A 24,078-nucleotide genomic window follows, 5' to 3' on the forward strand; every position below is an offset into this window, starting at 1 on the left:
AGATGCTTAAATTATTTACTAAGGATTTTTGGGAGGTTGTTGCGCGATTGATATTGCGGAACAAAATTGGCATTCTGGTTGCTATCATTCTTGCCACTGTATTCTTTAGTAGCCAATGGAAGTACATGCGCTTCACTTACACAGAAGCCAATTTACTTCCTGATGATCATGAAGTTAATATAAAGTATAATGAGTTTTTCGAGATATTTGGTGAAGAAGGTAATCTCATCGTACTTGGCGTTAAAGATTCCACACTTTTTACTGTTGAAAAATTAAATGCTTGGAATCAACTCTCCGAAGATTTTAAAGCCTATGATGAAGTAGAAACCGTGGTGTCTATAAATGATCTTCAAAAATTGGTAAAAAATACTGATGAAGAACGTTTTGATTTGGTGCCATTCATTAAGGACTCCATCACTTCCCTATCGCAAATAGATACGTTACAAGAGGAGCTCTTTAAGAAATATCCATTTTATGATAATTTCCTTTTTAACAAGGATACGCGAACCATAAGAACTGCTATTTATCTTAAAAAAGACATTGTCAATACAGCCGCTAGAAAGGATTTTATCATGCTGAAGCTAGCTGACAAAATAAAAACCTTTGAAACTGCGAATAATTTGGATGTTAGAGTGTCTGGCATGCCTTACATACGCACATTGAATTCCCAGAATATTGTAGATGAAATCCAAGTATTCATCGGATTGGCACTTGGGGTAACTTCGTTGATCTTTTTCCTATTTTTTAGATCTTTCAGAGCCACCATCATATCATTGATTGTTGTATGCGTTGGCGTTATGTGGACCTTTGGTATTCTTGGTCTGCTCAATTATGAAATCACAGTACTTACAGCCTTAATTCCGCCATTAATCATCGTTATAGGAATACCCAATTGTATCTTTTTAATTAACAAATACCAGCATGAGGTAAAGCTTCATGGGAATAAGGTGAAGTCTTTACAACGCGTGATTACCAAAATTGGTAATGCGACGTTGATGACTAATGTAACAACGGCTTCAGGGTTTGCGACGTTCATACTTACAGAGAGTAAACTATTGAAAGAATTTGGTATCGTCGCTTCCTTGAGCATTTTAGCCATCTTCATTTTATGTCTTCTAGTGATTCCTATCATATATACCTTTTTACCTTATCCCAAAGATCGTCATTTGGAGCATCTTAATAAGCGTTGGATTGGTGGTTTTGTAGATTGGATTGAGCGTATGGTTCGAGAACAAAAAATAGCGATCTATATTTCGTCATTCGTACTCGTAGTAGCCAGTATTATTGGCATCTATCAAATTAAAATCTCTGGAAGTCTTATCGAAGATATGCCTAAAGAAAAAGCGTTTTTCAAAGATATTCGGTTTTTTGAAGAAGAATTCAATGGCATCATGCCTCTTGAAATTATGGTTGATACCAAACGAAAAAAGGGCGTGATGAAATTAAGTACGCTCAAAAAAATGGAACAGATAGAAGAGCTTATTGATGAAACGCCTGAATTATCTAGACCTATTTCTGTTGTTAGTCTTGTAAAATATAGTAAACAAGCTTATTACAATGGAAATCCGAAATATTACCAACTACCGACAAGTCAAGAAAATAGTTTTATTCTGTCCTACGCCAAAAACTCATCTTCAGATGTTGATCTCTTGAGGAATTTTGTGGATAGTACGGGTCAATACGCAAGGATTACCACTTTTATGAAGGATATAGGCACCGATAAAATGGAGCGTATTGAAGAAGATTTACAGAATAAAATCAATAAAGTATTTCAACCAGAAGACCGTTATAATGTGACGATGACTGGTAAAGCTTTAGTGTTTCAAAAAGGGACAAAATATTTGGTTAAAAACTTAGCGATTTCATTGTCATTAGCCATCCTTTTGATCTCGATCTTTATGGCGTACATGTTTCGATCATTCAGAATGATTGTGGTATCCCTTATACCTAATCTTCTTCCTTTAGTCATTACTGCTGGATTGATGGGATATTTAGGCGTTCCTATAAAACCTTCAACAATATTGGTGTTTAGCATTGCTTTTGGTATTTCTGTGGATGACACCATTCACTTTTTAGCGAAATACCGACAGGAATTACAAGCCAATCATTGGAAAATAAGAAAATCGGTTTATGCGGCTTTACGAGAAACTGGTGTGAGTATGTTCTATACGTCCATTGTTTTATTCTTTGGTTTTATAGTCTTTACAACGTCCAGTTTTGGTGGCACAGTGGCTCTAGGAGCTCTGGTTTCAGCGACCTTATTGTTTGCCATGTTGTCTAACTTACTCTTATTACCATCCTTGTTGCTATCCTTAGAGCGCAGTATCGCTAATAAGGAAGTCATGCGTAAACCCTCTATTAATATTATCCCAGAAGAGGATGATGATCTAGAAGACGAAAACATTTAATAAACATTTATATTTGCATAAAATTTCATCATAATGAGCTATACAGTTGCACAATTATTAACACAGGATATTAGCTTCCAACCCATTGAAATAAAAGGATGGGTTAGAACTTTTAGAGCGAACCGATTTATTGCCCTAAATGATGGCTCAACGATAAATAATATTCAATGTGTTGTTGATTTTGAAAACACAGATGATTCTGTTTTGAAACGCATAACAACTGGTGCTGCCGTTCATATTAAAGGAGAATTGGTGGAAAGCCAAGGCAAGGGTCAAAAGGTGGAAATACAAGTGACATCCATAGACATATTGGGTGATTCGGATCCAGAAGACTACCCAATTCAACCGAAAAAGCACACCTTTGAATTCTTGCGAGAAAATGCACATCTGCGTACAAGAACGAACACGTTTAGTGCTGTTATGCGTTTGCGCTCTTCCCTGTCATTCGCGATTCACAAATATTTTAATGAGCATGGTTTCTATTACATGCATACACCTATTATTACAGGTAGTGATGCTGAAGGCGCTGGAGAAATGTTTAGAGTGTCAGCACTTGATGCTAAAAATCCACCACTCACTGACGACGGAGAGGTTAATTACAAAGAAGATTTCTTTGGCAAGGAAACCAATTTAACGGTTTCAGGACAACTAGAAGCTGAAACCTATGCGATGTCATTAGGGAAAGTATACACCTTTGGTCCAACCTTTAGAGCAGAGAATTCGAATACATCACGGCATTTAGCAGAGTTTTGGATGATTGAGCCAGAAGTGGCTTTTATGGATTTAGCTGGTAATATGGATTTGGCCGAAGACTTCATGAAATCGGTTTTAGGATACGTGTTGGAACACAATCGTGAAGACCTTGAGTTTTTAGAAAAACGCTTACTAGACGAGGAGAAAACGAAACCACAAGCAGAGCGTTCTGATATGAGCTTGATTGAAAAAATCAAGTTTGTCGTCGACAATAACTTTAAACGAGTTAGTTATACAGAAGCTATTGATATATTAAAAAATAGCAAACCAAATAAAAAGAAGAAATTCAATTACATCATTGAAGAATGGGGTGCAGATCTACAAAGTGAACACGAACGCTTCTTAGTTGAAAAACACTTTAAATGTCCGGTTATTTTATTTGACTATCCAGCAAATATCAAAGCGTTTTATATGCGTTTGAATGAAGACGGAAAAACCGTTCGTGCCATGGATATTCTCTTTCCAGGCATAGGAGAAATGGTTGGTGGTTCTCAGCGTGAAGAACGATTAGACGTTTTAAGAGAAAAAATGAAGCAATTGGATATAGATGAAGAAGAATTATGGTGGTATTTAGATCTTCGAAAATATGGAACGGCTGTACATTCAGGATTTGGCTTAGGATTTGAGCGTCTTGTGATGTTCGCTACTGGGATGAGTAATATCAGAGATGTCATTCCTTATCCAAGAACACCGCAAAATGCCGAATTTTAATTATAATTCTATAAAGATTTACAAAAGACCCAATCGATTTTATGCGATTGGGTCTTTTAATTTATTCTTAAAAGGATGCGATTTTATCAGCATATATGAATAGTTTTTTTAACTTTACTTTACACCAAATTTAGAATATGCTCAAACAATATTTACAATTTAAATTATCACAAAAATTGTCGCCGCAACAAATTCAATTAATGAAATTGATACAGTTGCCTACACAAGCATTTGAGCAACGGGTAAAACAAGAACTCGAGGAAAATCCGGCATTGGATACAGGTAAAGAGACTAAAGAAGAGGATAAATTTGATGAGTTTGACAATACCGAGGATGACTACAATGATAACGATGAAATCAATACTGAAGACATTAACATTGATGAATATCTGAGTGATGATGAAATCCCAGAATACCGAACGCAAGCGAACAATTACAGTGCTGATGACGAGGAGAAGAATGTACCTTATGCGGCTGGCACCTCTTTTACACAACATTTAAGAAATCAACTAAACACCTTTAGACTTTCTGATGAAGAACGAGAAATTGCTGAGTTTTTAGTAGGTAGTGTGGATGAAAGCGGTTATATCCGACGTTCTTTAAGTGATATCATGGATGACTTGGCATTTACACAGAATGTGTTTACTACAGAAGATACGATAGAAAAAGTATTACAAATCGTCCATCAGTTAGATCCTGCTGGAGTGGGCGCAAGAAACCTTCAAGAGTGTCTCAGTATTCAATTACATCGTAAAGAAAAACATCCTGACGTAGCGCTTGCATGTAATATCATTGATAAGGCTTTTGATCAATTTACCAAGAAGCATTATAAAAAACTTCTTCAAAAATTTGATATCACCGAAGTACAATTACGAGATGCCATAGAGGAAATTGAACGTCTCAATCCAAAACCAGGTGGTTCTTACGCCGGAAATAATAAAATGGTGGAACACGTTGTTCCTGATTTTGCGATAAAAATTGTGGATGGTGAATTAGAATTAACGCTTAACGGTAGGAATGCCCCTGAACTTCATGTCTCAAGAGAATATAGTGATATGATGAAAGGTTATAAAGCTGCCAAGGATAAGAGTAAGTCCCAAAAGGACGCGGTCATGTTCATCAAACAGAAACTAGATGCTGCCAAATGGTTTATTGAGGCTATCAAACAAAGGCAACAGACACTTTTTGTCACCATGAGCTCTATTATGCATTATCAAAAAGAATACTTCCTTACTGGTGATGAGCGTAAGTTAAAACCTATGATTCTCAAAGATATTGCCGATGAAATTGATATGGATGTATCCACCGTATCACGCGTAGCAAATAGTAAATATGTAGATACGCCTTATGGAACAAAACTAATCAAGGAGTTTTTTAGTGAGTCCATGACCAACGATCAGGGCGAGGAAGTCTCTACAAGAGAAATTAAGAAAATCTTAGAAACGGTTATTGAGGAGGAAAATAAGAAAAAGCCATTGACAGACGAAAAATTAGCTAATATTCTCAAAGAAAAAGGCTATCCTATAGCACGTCGTACAGTTGCCAAATACCGGGAACAATTAGATATTCCTGTGGCACGATTGCGTAAGAAAATATAAAATTCCAATCTAAAAGGCGCATTCACCTTCTAGATTGGAATTAAAGTCAATCATCCTTTATTTTTTCGCATAATCCACCTTACAATAAAGTAGATAAAAGCTAATAACAATAAGACATTTAAGATTGACCATAGTGTTGGAAATATCTCGGTGGTTTCTAGTGTTTTTGGTTCCATTTAGTTATCTATTTTGGTGATGGATATTGCCTCACCGGTTTCTATATTAATTATAAGTTCGTAATGTATAAATTCAGAATATACTGTACCAATACCATTAAAAAACAGGTTATAATGCATCAACCCTTCTAAATTTATTATCGCTGTATTTCCAACAACCACATAATCATTTGAAGTTGATGTTTGCTCCCAAGTGAGTCCAAAAGTAAAACCCGAATGACTTGAAACCACTTCTATAATTTCATACGCTTGACCAGTGGTATCATCTCTTAGTTTCTGATTAACACTAATGTTCATGTAGGATATACCTCCTTCAATATTGACTTTAAATTTTGTGGAATATCTACCACCAGACAATATGGAATTCCCTGTATTTAATTCAAAATCAACATCTTCTGTGTAATTTACAAAATCTTCTAGAGAATCAAAAGAAAAAGCGTTTAAAGAATTAACGTTAGGATTGTAAGCAATTGTATCTCCATCTTGTAAAATTGACGCATAGGAATTTAATAAGTATGAATTCAGAGCATTGGAAAATGTGAGTCCAGTATTATTCATTATCATTTCGAGAAGCTCCAATATGAGGCTCTTCGCTTCCGAAGAAAACTCATTAATTACCAGATAAGCATAGGCTTCCATAATAGCACTGTGATTTCCTTCAAAGGATTGATAGTTACTATTGATCCAATTGATAAGTAAGACATCTTGATACTTATCCAAATCCAGCGCATGGATGAGTTCTTTTCCAAAATTAATTTTTGGCACGGTCACAACATAGTTAAATGGGTTATCATACCCGTCTGTATCGGAAGGCCCACCAGAGCCACTTCCACCATTTTCAGTGTCGTCATCTTCCGTATTATTGGTATTACTGTTTGCGCCACTACCATTAACGGGATTACCATCAAAGCCCATATCATCCCAATCGCAAGAGTCCGCAATGACCACGAAAACGGAGATCATTATTGGTTGACCATTTTCATCATTACACATGTCTGATCCCAAGCCAGCTTCGCCACCTTCACATTTTGGGAATTGCTCCCAATAACCAACAACGATACAATCGTCTGCACGTTCCATATCATTTTGACTCTCAATAATTTCGGTAGTATCATCGAGTAAGGTAAATTTTGAATGGGTAATACTTTCTTCAATATTAAATAACCCTAATTCCCCAAGTGACGCATTTAAATAATAGGTGGCCAATACAACACTTAAACTATCATTGGGATAATGAGAAATCACAATGTTTTCTATGTAGTTGGAAGCTTCCGTATTTAACACATCGAAGGTGTAAGACTCGTAGCCATCTTCAGTAATCGTGAGTTGGACTGAAGATGTATCAATCGCTATTTCGTCCCAATTTTCCCTTGTCAATCCTTGCGAATTCATTGAGCGCTTTTTAATTTTTAGTTGCGCTACTTTTTGTTTGATTCGTTCATTAGTCATAGCCGAATAATCGAGTGTTTCAACCCTAGAAATTTGGAACTTCCCGTTTTCTGAAACGGCTGTCTCATCAATAAACAAGTTGTCTTTTTGGCAGCTTGTTAATGCTAATAAGCATAGTATTGTCATTTGTAAATAATGTTTCATAATGTCTTATTTAAATGGTTAATTAATTGTAAATCAAATATCTAATCCAATGGATTACTTTGATTCTTTTAGAGCCGGCAAAAAAGTACTTTCATTCAAATATAGAAAATTTTCTATATTTGTATTATTAGATTTACAGATTAATTATAGGTCTTGTCGATATATTTATTAATTTTAAAGGGTATTATGATAGGAAGCATAATCAAAAAAATAAGGGAACTCAAGGGCTATTCTCAGGAGTTTCTAGCAGACCAACTTAATATTTCTCAAAGTGCCTACTCTGATTTAGAAAATGACAAATCCAAAGTACACCTTGAGCGTTTGTATAAAATTGCCCTTGTTTTGGACGTTGAAATTACTGAGTTTATTATCAGCGAAACCTCTAGAAGTGTTGATAAAGAGAATGATTTTTCATGTCAGCATATGTTATTGGAATTAAAACGACAATATGAAAGTCAGCTAAAGGAGAAAGATGAAATGATCCAATTTCTAAAAATGCAACTACTAAAAAAATAACACAGTGTCGTTTGAATCACATAATTAAGAGCATATCATATATATTCCACCCACTTCTGATGCCTTTATTGGGTGTGATTTTTTATTTTTCTAAAACACCTCGTTTTATTCCAGAACCTTTAATGAAAGGCAAGTTGTTTTCTATTGCTATTCTCACGATTATTCTTCCTATTCTACTTTTTTATCTATTGAAAACCATTAATAAAGTAGATTCCTTTCATCTTGAATCGGTTGAAGAACGTCGACTTCCTTTACTTATCAATAGTGTCATTATTGTGCTTATACTCATTAGAGTGCTTCCCATTGATGAATTACCTGAATTATATTTCTTTTTTATCGGTATTCTTATTTCAACCATTACCTGTTTTGCTCTAGCAGTCATTAAATTTAAAGCTAGTATACACATGATAGCCGCATCTGGATTTTTTATGTTCGCGGTGGCTGTCGCCATTCATTTTAAAATCAATATTAATGGAACAATTGCCTTAATGTGTGTGATTCTTGGTGCCATTGCTACCTCAAGATTACATTTAAAAGCACATACGCCAATCGAACTTATCGTTGGTAGTTTTGTAGGACTATTACCGCAATTGCTATTATTAAATTATTGGATGTAGTGCGTTAAAGAATATAGAAGATCAAGCCTATTTTTACGGCTGTCATATCAACAGGAACGGCATTCGCATCTAGCTTGGCATTTGCATCAAAGATATTATTGAGTGCATAATAAAAATGAAAATTTACATTCGAATATCCTGCACTTAATGTCAAGCCCAATTGCCATTCATTAAAATCATTCACATTAGACAATTTTATGTCATCAGGTCGTCCAATAAACTTTGAAGAATTGTAGAGGACATATCCCAATTTAAATCCCGTATAGATTCTCCAGAAGTCATACTCCTTTTGAGTGGAGGTACGCCATCGAAATTCAAAAGGAAACTCTATAAGGTAAGTTGTGAATTTGTTTTTCGTATACGAAATATCATCGTTTAATACCGTGTAATTGTAACCGTTGCTCGATTCTGAAATTAATAATGTTTGATTAAAAGAATTGGAGGACAAACCCAAACCTAAACCAATGGCTAGGTTACGCCTCTTATTAAAAGGCATGTCTCGAATAAATCCAACATGATAGCCACTGGAAAAACCACTTTGCGAAACACCGTTTGGCTTATTGGCAAGCAAGTTATAGGTGACTGAGACGTAAAACTGATCTTCGCGATATTTGGGATCGACGATAGAATCTGAAATGGTACTAAAATCCACAGTATCTTGTGCATTAAGGCTATTTAACGCAACGATTGACCATATCATTAACAATAGGTATCTCATATGACAAATATAACGTAATACGTTTTAAAAAGTTTTGGTAAATCAGTATAAAAAAAGCATCCCTAAGGATGCTTTTTAATATGTTATAAAATTCGTTCTTAATTATCTAAAGCACTACCCGTACCAACACTGTAATTAATTTTAAGAGCGTTGGCCTTTCTGAGTTCTTGCTTAATATCACCTACAATACCCATATTAGCCTCTCTATCGACTTTTAGTGATACGGTTAAGTAATCTACAAGTTCTTCACGTAAGACAGCTCTCTCTGAATTAATAAAAGCTTGAATTTCACTAATATCAGCAAACTTATCATTGAGCTGTAAACGCGCCTCGGTTCCGTAAGTACTTTCGTAACCTTTAGCTGGCTTTCCAGCATAAATATAACTGATTGGATATTTCTTTTCTAATTTTTCAACTTGATCTGCCAAAGGTAATCGGTTCTCAATTTTAAGAGTATCTTCTCTCATCACCGTTACTACCATAAAGAAAAACAGTAGCATAAATACAATATCCGGTAAGGATGCTGTATTTACCGCTGGTAAATCATTGTCTTTTTTACTTTTAAATTTAGACATAGTCTTAAATGTTTATCGTGTTATTGGACTTCAGAGAGTTTTTCAGGATACTCGTTTCGAATCTGATCGATAACCTCCTTCAATTTATCCTTATTCCCTTGAAACTTAGCGTCCTTATAATTCTTTTCCATTTCCACAAAGTTCATATCAGGGAACCCTCTTTTAGGTCCTACTTCCAAGGCTCTAATGTTTCTGAGTTCATTATAAGCTGCTACCAACTCATTTTGAACAGAAATATAAGCAGCATAAGAGGTTTCTCTCTCATTCTTCAATGAAATAATGGCTTTATCTGGATTATCAGAAGATCTCGGATCTTTAGCCCCTTGACAATAACTACAAGATCCATCGCCTCCGTTATCTAAAAATTCAATAGCGGCCGCTCTTAAATCCTTTAATTCCATCAGCTCATCTTCAACTAATAATTGGTCCTTACCATTTAATAAAACGGTAAAAATGTTCTTTTGCTTGATAACCACATCTTCTTCGTTAGGCGGTTCCATTGGAGGAAGCTTACGACTAATCCCCGAATCTTTAGGAATTGTTGTTGTTACCAAGAAAAATATAAGAAGTAAGAATGCGATGTCGGCCATTGAGCCCGCATTCACTTCCGGTGCTGATCTTTTTGCCATAATTATTATTATTTACTAAGCATCTTTTTAACTCCGAAGAACAGCATTAAACCTGCCGCTAACAAAATTAAAATATAGAATGCCTTAATTGCGCCTTCAATCATTTGAGATTGCGTTGCTGTTAATGTTGATCCATCGTTTAAGGTAACTTCTTGTCCAGAAGACAGGAAATAACCCACAAGTAGAATCAATGCAAAAACACCAAAAGACAGTAGTGATTTCTTTAATTTATCTGGATTACTTACCAGATTAACCAAACTAAATACCACTGCAGCTATTGTTGCAATAGCTAAGACGATCAAAGCTAGTGTTATAAATGAAGACAAAATCCCTTGATTTGCCACATCTGCCTTAATAGCTTCGTCACCTATCATAATAACTCTTACTAAAAAGAACACTGCAATTAGACCAATTACTAAAGCAACAATTTTGATTATTTTTTGAATATTCATGTTATGTTTGATTTAATAATTTGGTGATTACTTTTTATGTCTTACCAATAAATCCATAAGTGTTATGGAAGCATCTTCCATATCATTTACGATACTGTCTATCTTAGCGATAATGTAGTTGTAAAAGATTTGTAAAATAATGGCTACGATAAGACCAAATACTGTGGTTAATAAGGCAATTTTAATACCACCTGCCACTAAAGACGGGTTCATATCACCTGCAGCTTCAATTTTATCAAAGGCGTCAATCATACCAAGTACCGTACCCATGAAACCTAACATTGGTGCCAAAGCGATAAACAATGAAATCCAAGAGACATTCTTCTCTAATTGTCCCATCTGTACACCACCATAAGCAACAACTGCTTTTTCAGCGGCATCAATATCTTCATCTGCTCTGTCCAATCCTTGATAGAAAATAGAAGCAACAGGACCTTTTGTGTTTCTACAAACTTCCTTGGCAGCTTCAATTCCACCTGAATTAAGAGCATCTTCTACATTTTGAGTTAATTTTTTCGTGTTCGTTGTTGCAAGATTGAGATAGATAATTCTTTCAATAGCGATAGCCAATCCTAGAATTAAACATAGCAATACAATTCCCATAAAAAATGGACCACCTTCAATAAAACGCTGTTTTACAATTTGTGTAAACGATTTTTCAGCTTCTGCGTCTTCAGCTGGTTCGTCTTGAAATGATGTGGCAACTGCTGTTGTTGCAGCTTCTACTGTGTAAGCATTTGTACTTGCATTAACAGTACCGAAAGCCATGATACATGCTATGGCTAAGATAGAAAATAGTCTTTTCATCGTTCTTGTTCTTAATTTTTATTAGTTAAAGTGTTAAAGATATAAAAAAATTGTAATTAAAAAATAAAAAACCCTATTGAGTCAAGAGGTTTAACGTTGTTTAACTCAATTTGGTAATTAATAATGACGAATTTAAATAAAATGTTTTGGATTTTTCACTCTAATCTCAAAAATATTGCGCCATTAAAGGCCAAAAAGCTCATTAGCAACTGGTTTGAGAAGTTAACTAATTGAAGCGCATCTGTCGCGATCGTCACTTTTTTGTCGATTGAACTAATTTCCATTTTTCAATGATTGCCTTTTAGCCTAATTATTCGTTGAATATAACAAACTAGCGTTTGCTTATGAAAAACCCAAGTAGAATTTGCTAAAGTAAACTTTGACAAATTCTACTTGGGTTTTCATGTATTCGCAGAGAGGAAGGGATTCGAACCCTCGATACCCTTTTGGAGTATACACACTTTCCAGGCGTGCGCCTTCGACCACTCGGCCACCTCTCTATTTTTGAGTGTGCAAACATACAACTCAAATTATATTAAAAAAAATTTATTGCAAGACTTTCTAAGACATTTCACCTCTTAGCGAAGTCTCAAAAATAGTTTTAAAGGTTTTTGAAGACACGTTTTCTCCCAACATAAACATTAACTTGGCAATAGCCGCTTCTGTTGTAATATCTTTTCCAGAGATAAGGCCAATGGATTTTAATTGCGTACTGGTTTCATATTGTCCCATTGACACACTACCTCCTGAACATTGCGTCACATTGATCACTGGGACACCGTTCGAAATAACCTGTTTAAGCAACGCTATAAACCATGCTTCTGTGGTGGTATTACCAGCACCATAAGTTTCTAAAATAATTCCTTTGATATGGCTCATTTCAAAGAGTGGTGCTAATACAGATTCGGAAATACCAGGAAACAATTTTATCAATAGAATATTGGTGTCAAAATTCTTATGTACAACTAATTTTTTCCGCAAATTCGGTCGAAATAAATCCTCATAAGACACTTTCAAATGAACACCTGATTCCGCTAAATGTGGATAGTTAAGAGATTCGAACGCTTCAAAATGTTCTGCATTAATTTTTGTTGTTCTATTTCCACGATATAACTTATACTCGAAATACAACCCAACTTCACGAATCACTGGTTTTCCTCTTTTTTGTAATGATGCCATCTGGATGGAGGTGATTAAGTTCTCCTTGGCATCCGTTCGCAAATCGCCTATCGGCAACTGTGAACCCGTAAAAATGATAGGCTTCGCCAAATTTTCAAACATAAAACTCGTAGCCGAAGCAGAATAACTCATGGTATCACTGCCGTGCAATACTACAAAACCATCAAATTGTTCATAGTTGTCCTCAATCATCTCTGCCATTCGAACCCAATAGGTTGGATTCATATTACTGGAATCAATAGGTTCTTCAAAGGAGATGGTTTCAATGTGACAATCTAAGAGCTTTAATTCAGGAATACGTTTCAACAAGTTTTTAAAATCAAATGATTTCAATGCACCAGTTTCAGCATCTTTTATCATCCCAATAGTACCTCCAGTGTAGATAATTAAAATATGTGGTTGTGATGCTGACATGTTATATTCCGAATATTTCTTTAGAATTTGCGGTGGTAATTTCGGCAATTTTTTCTTCCGATACGGAATAAATCTCAGACAATTTTTCTAAAATCTTTGCGAGGTAGGCACTTTCATTTCGTTTTCCTCTATATGGTTTTGGGGCTAAATACGGCGCATCTGTTTCCAAGACAATATGCTTTAAGTCGATTTGTGAAAGAAACTGATCAATTTTACCATTCTTAAATGTAACGACACCTCCAATTCCTAATTTCATGCCCAAAGTGATGGCTCTTTCAGCCTGTTCCAATGTCCCTGTGAAACAATGAAAAATCCCGAATAATTTATCATCATTAACGTCTTCCAGAACCTCAAAAATTTCATCAAAGGCTTCACGACAATGAATAACGATTGGTAAATTATAATGTTTGGCTAATGCAATCTGGTACTTGAAAGCTTCCTTCTGGATATCTAAAGTAGACGTATCCCAATATAAGTCGATGCCAATTTCACCAACAGCATAAAAATGCCGTTTCTCTAGCCAAGTAGCGACATGTTTCAATTCTTCTTTATAATTAGCCTTAACAGAAGTTGGATGTAAACCCATCATTAAGTAAACTTGGTCAGGGTAGTCAGCTTCCAATTGAAGCATGGCCTCTGTATAATTTGAATCTATAGCTGGAATAAAAAAACGAGATACATTGGCCTCTTTGGCACGTGTCATCATGTCTTTTCTATCTTCATCAAAAGCTTCGCTATATAAATGGGTGTGTGTGTCTGTCAATATCATTCTGCAAAAATAATTGTTTTATTAAACTATCTTTGTGTGAAAAAGGAAAGTTATGGATACTTTACAAGATTATCTATTGAGTAAAGGCTACACAAAGGTCAAATTAAAACTGACCAAGACCAATCATTTTGAAATCAAAGCCTCTATTAATGGCGTGAAAGGACTTTTTATTTTAGATACGGGTGCTTCCAATTCCTGTGTTGGATTTGAAGCCATTGAAACATTTACGCTGAAAGCAAAAGATTCTGAAGTAAAAGCTGCTGGAGCTGGCGCCACAGATATGCTTACTCAAGTATCCAAAAAAAATACGGTGAAAATTGGTAAATGGAAAAAAGAGAAAGTGTCTTTAATACTTTTTAATCTCACCCATGTAAATACCGCACTGACCAGTCACGATGCGAAACCTGTTGATGGTATTATTGGAGCCGATTTATTGAAACATTCGAAGGCAATCATCGATTATGAAAAGAAATATCTCTATCTAAAAATCTAGAAATTCATAGACGTTTTACAAAAAGTCTTTATCTTTAGACTTCAATCCCTCAGATTAATAGTCCCATGGCAACGTCAATTATTACAGCAGACGATCATCCACTTATCCTAAAAGGTCTCAATGATTTCCTCATAGAAAAAAACTTCAATGTCATTGCTAGTGCCAAAAACGGAAAGGAAGCATTCACTTTAATTAGTGCACATCAACCTGATATCGCTATTTTAGATATTCAAATGCCCATCCTTACTGGATTACAAGTGGCAGAAAAATGTAAAGAATCTGGATTGAACACCAAGATTATCATCATCACATTTGAAAAAAGTGAGGAGATTTACAATCAAGCGAAGTCCTTAGGAATTTATGGTTATATCTTAAAGGAGTTCGCCATTGCCGAAATCGAGCATTGCATAGCATCTGTTCTTCAAGAAAAATCTTACTTCAGTCCTGAATTAATAGAATACCTTGAAATTAAAGAGACTCCTGAGGCACTAAAGAACTTAACCGATACAGAATTAAAAGTTTTTAAACACATCGCTGAAAATAAAACTGCCAAAGAAATAGCAAGTGAATTATTTATTTCTGATCGTACCGTGGAAAAACATAAAAGTAACATAAGAACAAAACTTCAACTAGAGTCTAAAGCTAACAGCATCGTTTTGTATGCTAAAGAGCATGAAGAATTTTTATCGAAATATACGTAGAACTACGTATTGTTCCTATAGGTTTTAATACTGATATTTGTGTTAGCTATTAGTCCTTATAGGGAGGATTTAATTACTCGAAACTCTGGATCATTATTTGATTCAGAGTTTTTTTTTGGTTTTTAAGACAAAGAAACACTCAAAAAAGCAAAAAATACGTAGAACTACGTATTGTTTGATACGCTAAATATACCGAAGTTTGTATCGCTATTAATCAATTTCCTTTTTGAAAAGAAAGGATTAAAGCTCTAAGCCTTAAAACGTTTAGAGCTTTTTTTATACGATGATGTCATCATAAGTCTTCAATATTGGAAATTTTAACATTTAAAACTTAAAAATACGTAGAACTACGTATTGTTTGATATAGGTATTATGGCGAATTTTACATCAGAGTTATTAGAAATAGAGGGATTTTTTTATGGTAACTCTATTAATTAATTAGGGTATATAAGGCTCTGGGTATCTTCATAATCCCAGAGCTTTATTAAAAACGAAATTGAATCTTTAAAACACAAATAAAATGGAAACGATGAAAAACAAACAGAGTCTAACCAATAAGCTATTTATAGTTGGCTTAATTTTTAGTGCCATTTTAATTATATCAATAAATATTCTTGTAAATTTTTTTTAGTTATTAGTTAGTTATTTTTATTAGGGAGAAAAAGCGCAACCCATTACTGGAATTGCGCTTTTTTTTATTTCTAACTTAGAGATCTTGATTACATTTCCAAGGCTCTTTTCACATCGTTATCCATAAGTAATTCCGTTGGATTTTCTAAAGCTTCTTTTACCGCAACCAGAAATCCTACAGATTCTTTACCGTCAATAATTCTATGATCATAAGATAAAGCCACATACATAATTGGTCTAATTTCGACGTGACCATCAATGGCAACTGGACGCTCTACAATATTATGCATTCCCAAAATCCCACTTTGTGGAGGATTAATAATAGGAGTAGACAACATACTTCCGAAAACACCACCATTAGATATGGTAAATGTGCCTCCCGTCATTTCATCTACTGTAATTTTCCCATCTCTCGCACGTAATGCTAAACGTTTCACTTCCGACTCAACACCTCTAAAACTTAAATTTTCGGCATTTCTAATCACTGGCACCATTAATCCTTTCGGTCCTGAAACCGCGATACTGATATCACAAAAATCATAAGAAATCATCTCTTTACCATCAATCATAGAGTTAACAGCAGGATACAATTTTAAGGCACGCACTACAGCCAAGGTAAAGAAACTCATAAAACCGAGACTCACACCATGCTTTGCTTTAAAGTCTTCTTTGTATTGCTTTCTCAATTCGAAAATTGGTGACATGTCCACTTCGTTGAAAGTCGTCAACATCGCTGTTGTGTTCTTTGCTTCTACCAAACGTTCTGCCACCTTGCGACGTAGCATGGACATTTTACTTCTCGAAGAACCACGATTGCCACCAGAAGGTGTACCCATAGAAGGCACCGCATTTACAGCGTCATCTTTTGTAATGCGTCCATCCTTTCCTGTACCAGTTACCGTAGATGGGTCCATCCCTTTTTCAGCCAATACTTTCTTAGCCGCTGGACTCGCTACACCAGATGCATACGTCTCTTGAGCAGGATTAGGTGCCTTTTTATGATCATCTGAATTTGGTGTTGCCTTTTGGTCTTCAGCTAAATCTTCTTCAGCATTGTTATCACCACCTTCATCTCCTTTATCGTAAGTATCTGAAACATCTTTGGCTGCTTCGCCACTAGGCTTTTCTGCTGCTGTATCAATTAAACATACGATAGCGCCAACTTCTACAGCATCGCCTTCTTCCGCTTTAAGCGTAATAGTACCGCTGGCTTCAGCTGGTAATTCTAGTGTGGCCTTGTCACTATCAACTTCAGCTATGGCTTGATCTTTCTCTACATAATCGCCATCTTGCACTAACCATTCTGCAATTTCAACTTCGGTGATTGACTCTCCTGGTGAAGGGACTTTCATTTCTAAAATCATCGTGTTATAATTTTATTTTAAGTGTTATCTCAATTTATGTTATTATTCTACCTTACAATGAAGGCTTTTAATTAGCGTTGGTTGTTTTTTGACTTATCAAAAACATAATCAATCACTTCTTGATGACGTTTCTTTGAACGCACACTACTTCCTGCTGCTGGCGCACCATAAGGTCTACGTGTTGCAGCTCGAAATGTTTTGGCTTCATCCAAATGCATTAACATATGACTGTAAGCACCCATATTTCTCGGTTCTTCTTGCGCCCAAACCACATCCTCGGCGTTACTGTATTTTTTTAGGATATCTTTAATCTGTTTTTCTGGTAGCGGGAATAGTTGTTCAATTCTGATCAAAGCGACGTCCTCTCGCTCCAATTGTCCGCGTTCTTCATGCAAGTCATAATAAAATTTCCCAGTAACAAACACCAAGGTTTTCACCTTTTCCTTCTTTACAGAATTATCATCAATCAACATCTTAAAGCTACCATTGGCAAATTCATCCACCGTTGAAACCACACGTTTATCCCTCAATAAACTCTTAGGGGTAAACACAATAAGCGGTTTTCTAAATTCGGCCTTCATCTGCTTACGTAACAAGTGAAACATGTTGGCAGGCGTTGTACAATCGGCAACAAACATATTGTCCTTTGCACACAATTGTAAATAGCGTTCCATTCTTGCTGAAGAATGCTCAGCACCTTGACCTTCATAACCATGTGGCAACAACATTACTAAACCATTTTGAAGTTTCCACTTATCTTCAGCTGCCGAAATATATTGATCAATCATAATTTGGGCACCATTGCTGAAATCACCAAACTGCGCTTCCCAAATGGTCAGCGTTTTTGGACTTGCCATGGCATACCCATAATCAAAACCAACAACCCCATACTCTGATAATAATGAGTTATATATATAGAAAGTACCTTGCTCATCACTAATTTGATTCAACAATAAAATTTCTTCCTCGCTATCCTCTACTTTCACAACGGCATGTCGATGCGAGAACGTTCCACGTTCCACATCCTGACCGGAAATTCGCACGTCGTATCCTTCTTCTAACAAAGTTCCATACGCTAAATGCTCCGCCATTGCCCAGTCCAATTCATTCTCATCAAACATGGTTTGACGTGACTGCACTAAACGCTCAATTTTGCGAATAAATTTCTTGTTTTCAGGTAAGTTGGAGATGACCTTCGTGATTTTTGCCAAACCATCCTTAGGATAAGTCGTATCAATATCCTGAATCATTTTATCTTCAATCACAGTATGGAAATCGACCCACTCATCTTGCATAAAAGGCGTAATGACCGTTTTATCTATTTTTCTAGAATCTTCTAAATTTTCTTCGAGTTTATCTTTATAATCCTTTTCCAATTGAGCCACATAATCCGCATCAATGACACCTTCCTTCTTAAGTTTTTCTGCGTAGATGTCTCTCGGGTTTTTGTGCTTTGAAATTGCTTTATACAATTTTGGTTGCGTAAATCGAGGTTCATCGCCTTCGTTATGACCATACTTTCGGTAACCCAACAAATCAATAAAGACGTCGCGCTTGAATTTCATTCTAAAATGAAGTGCAAACAGCATTGCATGAACCACGGCTTCAGCGTCATCTGCATTCACATGAAGCACTGGCGATAAGGTCACTTTTCCTACGTCTGTACAATAAGTACTAGACCTTCCGTCTAAATAATTAGTCGTAAATCCAATTTGATTATTTACAACAATATGGATGGTTCCATTAGTTTTGTAACCGTCTAATTGTGCCATTTGGACTAATTCATATACGAGTCCTTGTCCAGAAATAGCAGCATCACCATGCACTATAATTGGCAATACTTGTGATGGATTATCACGGTATTTATCATCTTGTTTCGCTCTTGCGATTCCTTCAACTACCGCACCAACAGTTTCTAAGTGAGACGGGTTAGGCGCAATATTGAGGTTAATTTTTTTACCACGATCGGTCACACGGTTACTCGTCCATCCTAAATGGTATTTTACATCACCATCAAACACTTCTTGCTCGTAATCTTTACCATCAAACTCACTAAAAATATCTTTGGCTGATTTTCCAAAAATATTGGTTAAAGTACTCAAACGCCCACGGTGTGCCATTCCCATCACAAATTCTTTAACGCCATGCTCAGACGCATTTTCAATTAAAGAATCTAAAGCTGGAATCAGAGATTCATTACCTTCCAAAGAGAATCGCTTTTGCCCTACATATTTTGTATGCAAAAAGCTTTCAAAAGAGACCGCTTCATTTAATTTTCTTAGTATGTGTTTTTTTTCATCTGCAGAAAATTGCGGTTGATTGTCGTTGACATTCAATTTATTTTGAATCCATTGAATCTCCTCGGGTTTTCTGATATACATGTATTCAACGCCAATCGAATCGCAATAAATGCGTTCGAGGTGGCTGATGATATTTTTTAGAGAGGCTCTTCCTATACCCAAGATTTCACCAGCAGAAAACATGGTATCCATATCGTCTTGAGCCAACCCGAAATTCTCAATGTCTAAGGTTGGTGCATACTTACGTCTCTCACGAACCGGATTAGTTCTAGTAAATAAATGTCCACGGCTTCGATAACCATCTATAAGTTTCACTACTTGAAATTCTTTTTGGACATGCTCAGGGATTTGAGTGGAAACACCTTCAACAACTTCGCCATCCGTACCAAAGCTTTCGCTTCCAAAATCGTAACCTTGAAAAAAGGCTCTCCAACTAGGTTCTACAGAATCAGGATTTTTCAGGTATTGGTCGTATAAATCAGCAAAGTATGCTGTATGTGCTGCGTTTAAAAAGGAATATTTATCCATTATATGGTGTAAGTCGTTTTCGCTTCAACAAAATTTAGTCAAAAATACAACATTTACTAAAAATAGATACCTTTTTGGTATATTTATAAACCATAATTAACGCAATTTTTGGATTATGAAAATTTCTGGTCACTTAAAAATTAAAACAGCAATTATAACGGCCTTGATTGTGATTTTGTCATATCAATCCCATTCTCAGGATGACGTCAATGAAAATCAATTTTGGAAGCATGTGAGGTTTGGTGGTGGTGTAGGATTAAGTTTTGGAGATGGTTTTTTTAGTGGGACTTTAGCACCTAATGCTGTTTACGAATTTAATCCTAGATTTGCTCTAGGACTTGGTCTTAATGGAACCTACAATAAACAAAAAGGATTTTATAAATCGACGATTTTTGGAGCCAGTGTCATTGGCCTCTATAATCCGATTCCCGAATTACAAGTTTCTGGTGAATTTGAGGAACTCCATGTGAATACGAGCTTTGATGATAGCCAATTTGAAAACGACAGGTACTGGGTTCCAGCGCTGTTTGTTGGATTGGGTTATCGCGCTAACAATGTGATTTTTGGCATGCGATACGATTTACTCTACAATAGAAATAAAAGTGTCTATGCAGATCCGTGGATGCCATTTGTGAGAGTGTTTTTCTAAGTAATTTATTCAATGTTTGTAATGGTTTTTAAACCATACTTTTTGCCATTCTCTCAGTAATATCAGAAAAGCCACTTGCTCTGACAACTTCAGTGTGTCACTACCATCGAGCTGTTTTACTTTAGCTTCTGATACATCTATGATGTAAAGCAAATTAAGATATTCTGCGAATTTTTCTTGTATAAGATGAAAGATGACATCATGAAGTTCCTGTTTTAAACGCAACGGCAAGATCGCCTCCTCAAAATCGAGATCGATATTAGCCAATAAAAAATCCTTGTTCAACTGTTGCACCAGTTTACCATACAAGTTGAGTTCCTCTGCCTCTGTAATAAGGTCCTTAAAAGTTGCAGGCAATTGCATTAAACACTTCTATTCATTAAATCTTTACCAAAAGTCTTAAGATCGTTTTTATGGGCTTCAGAAATATCAAGCGACTCTAAAACTGAAAATGCTTTATTCGTGTAGTGCTCAATTTCTTTCTTGGTGGCATCTGCAGCTCCACTCGACACAAATAATTGTTTAACCGTATGAATCTTATCCGTTGGATCTGAAGGGTTAATACCATATAAATGTCTCAATTGGGTCTGTTCTTCTGGCTCAGAAAATTCTAAAGCCTTGAGGTATAAAAATGTTTTTTTATTCTCAATGATGTCACCTCCAATTTGTTTTCCGAATGTTACTGAATCTCCAAAGGCATCTAGATAATCATCTTGTAATTGAAAGGCAATGCCTAGATAACGACCAAAATCATAAATAGATGTCTGACAGGTATTGGATGCCTTTGCAACAATGGCTCCCATTTTCATGGCAGCACCAACTAAAACCGCAGTTTTATATTCGATCATTTTCAAATATTCTGGAATGGTCACATCATCTCGAGTTTCAAAATCTACGTCGTATTGCTGACCCTCACAAACTTCTAAGGCTGTTTTACTGAATAACTTTGCTAAATCTTGAAAAATGGCAGGCTCGTAATTTTCAAATAATTGGTAAGCCATGATTAACATGGCATCGCCAGATAAAATCCCCGTATTGATATCCCATTTTTCATGAACTGTATCCTTTCCTCTACGAATTGGTGCATCATCCATAATGTCATCGTGTACCAATGAAAAGTTATGAAATACCTCAACGCTCAACGCTGCATCCAAGGCATTTGAACACGATCCTCCAAAGATTTCGGCAGTCATTAAAGTTAGAATAGGTCTTAGTCGTTTACCTCCTAATTCTAGAATATAATGGATGGGCTCGTAGAGTGACTTCGGTTCTTTTGGAACGATATAAGATTCCAAATGCTTTACAAAAGCATCATGATAGGATTGAAAATTTTGCATGATGCAAAAATAATGTAAATGCAGAAATCTACCGCACCTCATCTTCCAATATTAAATAATTGTTAAAACTAAGGAAACTTTTTTTGTTTTTAAAGTTTCCTGTCGTAGTTTTGTCCCCTAAATTATGAGAGAAAAAATATTACATAAGTCGGCAGAGCTTTTTTTAACCTTAGGTTTTAAAAGTGTGACCATGGACGATATAGCCAGTGAAATGGGTATATCCAAGAAAACTATTTATGTTCATTTCCCGAATAAGACCAAACTCGTTGAAGCCACTACCATGCATATGTTTGAAACCATCTCCTGTGGTATTGACTGTATTTGTGAACTAAAAAAGAATCCAATACAGGAAATTTTTGAGATCAAACAATTCGTCATGGAACATTTGAAAAATGAGAAATCTTCACCACAATACCAGCTTCAAAAATATTACCCAAAAATTTACGCAACCTTAAAAAGCAAACAATATGAAGTCATGCAAGGGTGTGTTATCGAAAACCTAAAGCGTGGATTGGAGCAAGGATTATACAGGAAAGGCATCAATACAGAATTTATTTCTAAGATTTATTTTACAGGCATGATGGCGTTGAAGGATAAAGAATTATTTCCTTTAAACAACTTCTCCATGCAAACTTTAATGAACCACTATTTAGAATACCATTTACGCGGTATTTGCACCACAAAAGGCATAGAACAAATCAATCAATACACCACTAATAATCAATCATAACCTATGAGAAAACTACTCATAATTTTCACGGCAATCATCAGCTCTTCCATTGGGTTCTCACAACAGGAGCCAAAAAGTTTCACCCTCCAGGAAGCCATAGATTTTGCTCTAGAAAATAATCGAACCGCTATGAATGCTTCACGAGATATTGAAGCAGCAAAACAGCAAAAATGGGAAACTACGGCTACTGGCTTACCACAATTAAATGCCAACATTGACTATCAAAACTTTTTAAAACAGCAAGTATCTTTGCTACCAGCATCTGCTTTTGATCCCTTTGGAGGTATTCGTCAGCTCGAAGACTATTATGATTTGGATGCATTACAAACACAAGAACTTCCCGCAGCACCAGAAGGTTTTATCCCTGTGACTTTCGGAACAAAACAAACCGTAAATGCAACCGCAACATTGAGTCAGCTTATTTTTGATGGCTCGTATCTCGTTGGATTACAATCGGCTAAAGTATTCTTAGATATTTCAAAAAACGCCAAAACTAAAACCGATTTAGAAGTCAGGAAATCCGTGATAAATGCCTATGGTAATGTGCTCCTTGCCAAAGAAAGCGTTGGAATCCTTGAAAGCAATATTACTGTCCTTGAAAAAAACCTCTACGAAACTCAAAAAATCTATGAAAATGGTTTGGGTGAAGAAGAGAGTGTTGAGCAATTACAAATTACGCTGTCGAGTGTTAAAAGTAATCTTAATAATACGAAGCGTCTACAAAAACTGGCCTATCAAATGCTCAACATAACTTTAGGCTTAGACGTGTATGATGCTATCGAAATTACAGATGACTTGGAAACTTTAACTAATGCTAATATGTCTATGGCTTTGTTAAATGCCGACACTAACGCCCAAAATACAATAGACTATCAAATTGCTGAAAACGATAAAATTTCAAAAGAACTTTTGGTCAAACTAGAAAAGAGTAAAGCACTTCCAAACTTAAGCGCATTTTTAAGAGGTGGATACAACGGCAATAGTAATTCCTTTACCTTTTTAAATAGTGATCAACAGTGGTTTGGCTCTGCCTTAGTTGGCGTTAGTCTTAATATACCCATCTTCAGTTCTGGAATGCGTAGTGCAGCGACTCAACGCGCAAAAATTAATCTTGAAAAAGCTGAAACAGATCTTATTGAAACCGAACAGCGTCTCCAGTTGGAAATTGAATCTGCGAAGAGCAACTATCAATTTGCCATAGAGGATTATCAAAATAAAAAAGACAATCTGGCACTGGCAGAGCGTATTGAACAAAAAAATGAGACCAAGTTCTTTGAAGGTATTGGCTCTAGTTTTGAATTGCGCCAGGCACAAACACAATTATACACAGCTCAACAGGAATTATTACAGGCCATGTTGGACGTGATAAATTCTAAAGCAGAACTAGAAACAGTTCTCAATACCATAACATCACAAAACTAATCAATCAGA

At 35.7% G+C, this 24,078-nt stretch carries 22 protein-coding genes and 1 tRNA gene; 10 read left to right on the forward strand and 13 right to left on the reverse strand.

Going from position 1 to position 24,078, the window contains the following annotated elements; genetic code table 11:
• Positions 1–2: 2 nt before the first annotated feature.
• The 3 genes from ACU8DI_RS12725 to rpoN all read left to right on the forward strand — a co-directional run bounded on the left by ACU8DI_RS12725 (position 3) and on the right by rpoN (position 5,470).
• Positions 3–2,408 (forward strand): efflux RND transporter permease subunit, encoded by a 2,406-nt coding sequence (locus tag ACU8DI_RS12725; protein WP_447113163.1) that lies wholly within the window; start codon positions 3–5, stop codon positions 2,406–2,408.
• A 33-nt stretch (positions 2,409–2,441) separates the two neighbouring features.
• A complete protein-coding gene (asnS, locus tag ACU8DI_RS12730; RefSeq protein ID WP_447113164.1) occupies positions 2,442–3,872 on the forward strand; it encodes an asparagine--tRNA ligase in 1,431 nt (476 codons plus the stop codon).
• A gap of 137 nt (positions 3,873–4,009) precedes the next feature.
• Positions 4,010–5,470, forward strand: coding sequence for an RNA polymerase factor sigma-54 (rpoN, locus tag ACU8DI_RS12735; RefSeq protein WP_447113165.1), 1,461 nt, complete (start codon positions 4,010–4,012; stop codon positions 5,468–5,470).
• 176 nt (positions 5,471–5,646) lie between these two features.
• On the opposite strand, the gene ACU8DI_RS12740 is transcribed toward rpoN, so the two are convergent.
• Entirely contained in the window at positions 5,647–7,239 is a 1,593-nt protein-coding gene (locus ACU8DI_RS12740; RefSeq protein WP_447113166.1) for a hypothetical protein, read from the reverse strand.
• 186 nt (positions 7,240–7,425) lie between these two features.
• Between ACU8DI_RS12740 and ACU8DI_RS12745 the strand changes: the two genes are divergently transcribed.
• Positions 7,426–7,755 (forward strand): helix-turn-helix domain-containing protein, encoded by a 330-nt coding sequence (locus ACU8DI_RS12745; protein ID WP_447113167.1) that lies wholly within the window; start codon positions 7,426–7,428, stop codon positions 7,753–7,755.
• An 11-nt stretch (positions 7,756–7,766) separates the two neighbouring features.
• Complete coding sequence (locus ACU8DI_RS12750) at positions 7,767–8,372, forward strand: hypothetical protein (protein ID WP_447113168.1); 606 nt, start codon at positions 7,767–7,769, stop codon at positions 8,370–8,372.
• Between the two features lie 4 nt (positions 8,373–8,376).
• Here ACU8DI_RS12750 and ACU8DI_RS12755 read toward each other — a convergent pair whose 3' ends face one another.
• From ACU8DI_RS12755 to ACU8DI_RS12790, 8 genes are all read right to left on the reverse strand, one after another.
• Positions 8,377–9,072 carry a porin family protein gene (locus tag ACU8DI_RS12755; RefSeq protein ID WP_447113169.1) on the reverse strand — a complete coding sequence of 232 codons (696 nt, stop codon included), beginning with the start codon at positions 9,070–9,072 and terminating at the stop codon, positions 8,377–8,379.
• Between the two features lie 116 nt (positions 9,073–9,188).
• On the reverse strand, positions 9,189–9,665 hold the full coding sequence (locus ACU8DI_RS12760; protein WP_447113170.1) for an ExbD/TolR family protein: 477 nt from the start codon (positions 9,663–9,665) through the stop codon (positions 9,189–9,191).
• Between the two features lie 20 nt (positions 9,666–9,685).
• The gene (locus tag ACU8DI_RS12765) at positions 9,686–10,294 is read right to left on the reverse strand and encodes an ExbD/TolR family protein (protein ID WP_447113171.1); all 609 of its coding nucleotides are present in this window, start codon (positions 10,292–10,294) and stop codon (positions 9,686–9,688) included.
• An 8-nt stretch (positions 10,295–10,302) separates the two neighbouring features.
• Positions 10,303–10,746, reverse strand: a complete 444-nt coding sequence (locus tag ACU8DI_RS12770; RefSeq protein WP_447113172.1) for a hypothetical protein — start codon at positions 10,744–10,746, stop codon at positions 10,303–10,305.
• A 27-nt stretch (positions 10,747–10,773) separates the two neighbouring features.
• Entirely contained in the window at positions 10,774–11,553 is a 780-nt protein-coding gene (locus ACU8DI_RS12775; protein ID WP_447113173.1) for a MotA/TolQ/ExbB proton channel family protein, read from the reverse strand.
• Positions 11,554–11,965: 412 nt separating this feature from the next.
• Positions 11,966–12,053: transfer RNA gene (locus tag ACU8DI_RS12780), tRNA-Ser, on the reverse strand.
• A 61-nt stretch (positions 12,054–12,114) separates the two neighbouring features.
• Positions 12,115–13,146 carry an asparaginase gene (locus ACU8DI_RS12785; RefSeq protein ID WP_447113174.1) on the reverse strand — a complete coding sequence of 344 codons (1,032 nt, stop codon included), beginning with the start codon at positions 13,144–13,146 and terminating at the stop codon, positions 12,115–12,117.
• 1 nt (position 13,147) lies between these two features.
• On the reverse strand, positions 13,148–13,915 hold the full coding sequence (locus ACU8DI_RS12790) for a TatD family hydrolase (RefSeq protein WP_447113175.1): 768 nt from the start codon (positions 13,913–13,915) through the stop codon (positions 13,148–13,150).
• A 52-nt stretch (positions 13,916–13,967) separates the two neighbouring features.
• On the opposite strand from ACU8DI_RS12790, the gene ACU8DI_RS12795 reads away from it, so the two are divergent.
• Both ACU8DI_RS12795 and ACU8DI_RS12800 read left to right on the forward strand, forming a co-directional pair.
• Positions 13,968–14,408: a retropepsin-like aspartic protease gene (locus tag ACU8DI_RS12795; RefSeq protein WP_447113176.1), complete on the forward strand. Its 441-nt coding sequence runs from the start codon at positions 13,968–13,970 to the stop codon at positions 14,406–14,408.
• Between the two features lie 65 nt (positions 14,409–14,473).
• The gene (locus ACU8DI_RS12800; RefSeq protein WP_447113177.1) at positions 14,474–15,109 is read left to right on the forward strand and encodes a response regulator; all 636 of its coding nucleotides are present in this window, start codon (positions 14,474–14,476) and stop codon (positions 15,107–15,109) included.
• A 719-nt stretch (positions 15,110–15,828) separates the two neighbouring features.
• Here ACU8DI_RS12800 and odhB read toward each other — a convergent pair.
• Both odhB and ACU8DI_RS12810 read right to left on the reverse strand, forming a co-directional pair.
• Positions 15,829–17,103 carry a 2-oxoglutarate dehydrogenase complex dihydrolipoyllysine-residue succinyltransferase gene (odhB, locus tag ACU8DI_RS12805; protein WP_447113178.1) on the reverse strand — a complete coding sequence of 425 codons (1,275 nt, stop codon included), beginning with the start codon at positions 17,101–17,103 and terminating at the stop codon, positions 15,829–15,831.
• Positions 17,104–17,174: 71 nt separating this feature from the next.
• Positions 17,175–19,931, reverse strand: a complete 2,757-nt coding sequence (locus ACU8DI_RS12810) for a 2-oxoglutarate dehydrogenase E1 component (protein ID WP_447113179.1) — start codon at positions 19,929–19,931, stop codon at positions 17,175–17,177.
• Positions 19,932–20,046: 115 nt separating this feature from the next.
• Between ACU8DI_RS12810 and ACU8DI_RS12815 the strand changes: the two genes are divergently transcribed.
• Positions 20,047–20,580 carry an alpha-ketoglutarate decarboxylase gene (locus ACU8DI_RS12815; RefSeq protein ID WP_447113180.1) on the forward strand — a complete coding sequence of 178 codons (534 nt, stop codon included), beginning with the start codon at positions 20,047–20,049 and terminating at the stop codon, positions 20,578–20,580.
• 9 nt (positions 20,581–20,589) lie between these two features.
• Here the strand turns inward: ACU8DI_RS12815 and ACU8DI_RS12820 are convergent, their stop codons facing one another.
• Complete coding sequence (locus tag ACU8DI_RS12820; RefSeq protein ID WP_447113181.1) at positions 20,590–20,943, reverse strand: hypothetical protein; 354 nt, start codon at positions 20,941–20,943, stop codon at positions 20,590–20,592.
• Complete coding sequence (locus tag ACU8DI_RS12825) at positions 20,943–21,917, reverse strand: polyprenyl synthetase family protein (protein ID WP_447113182.1); 975 nt, start codon at positions 21,915–21,917, stop codon at positions 20,943–20,945. Before ACU8DI_RS12825 ends, ACU8DI_RS12820 begins: the two co-directional genes overlap by 1 nt.
• A 124-nt stretch (positions 21,918–22,041) precedes the next feature.
• Here ACU8DI_RS12825 and ACU8DI_RS12830 point away from each other — a divergent pair, with 124 nt between their 5' ends.
• Together ACU8DI_RS12830 and ACU8DI_RS12835 are read left to right on the forward strand one after the other, a co-directional pair.
• Positions 22,042–22,647, forward strand: a complete 606-nt coding sequence (locus ACU8DI_RS12830) for a TetR/AcrR family transcriptional regulator (RefSeq protein WP_447113183.1) — start codon at positions 22,042–22,044, stop codon at positions 22,645–22,647.
• 3 nt (positions 22,648–22,650) lie between these two features.
• Complete coding sequence (locus tag ACU8DI_RS12835; protein ID WP_447113184.1) at positions 22,651–24,069, forward strand: TolC family protein; 1,419 nt, start codon at positions 22,651–22,653, stop codon at positions 24,067–24,069.
• Positions 24,070–24,078 lie beyond the last annotated feature (9 nt).

The organism is Psychroserpens sp. BH13MA-6 (assembly GCF_052983595.1).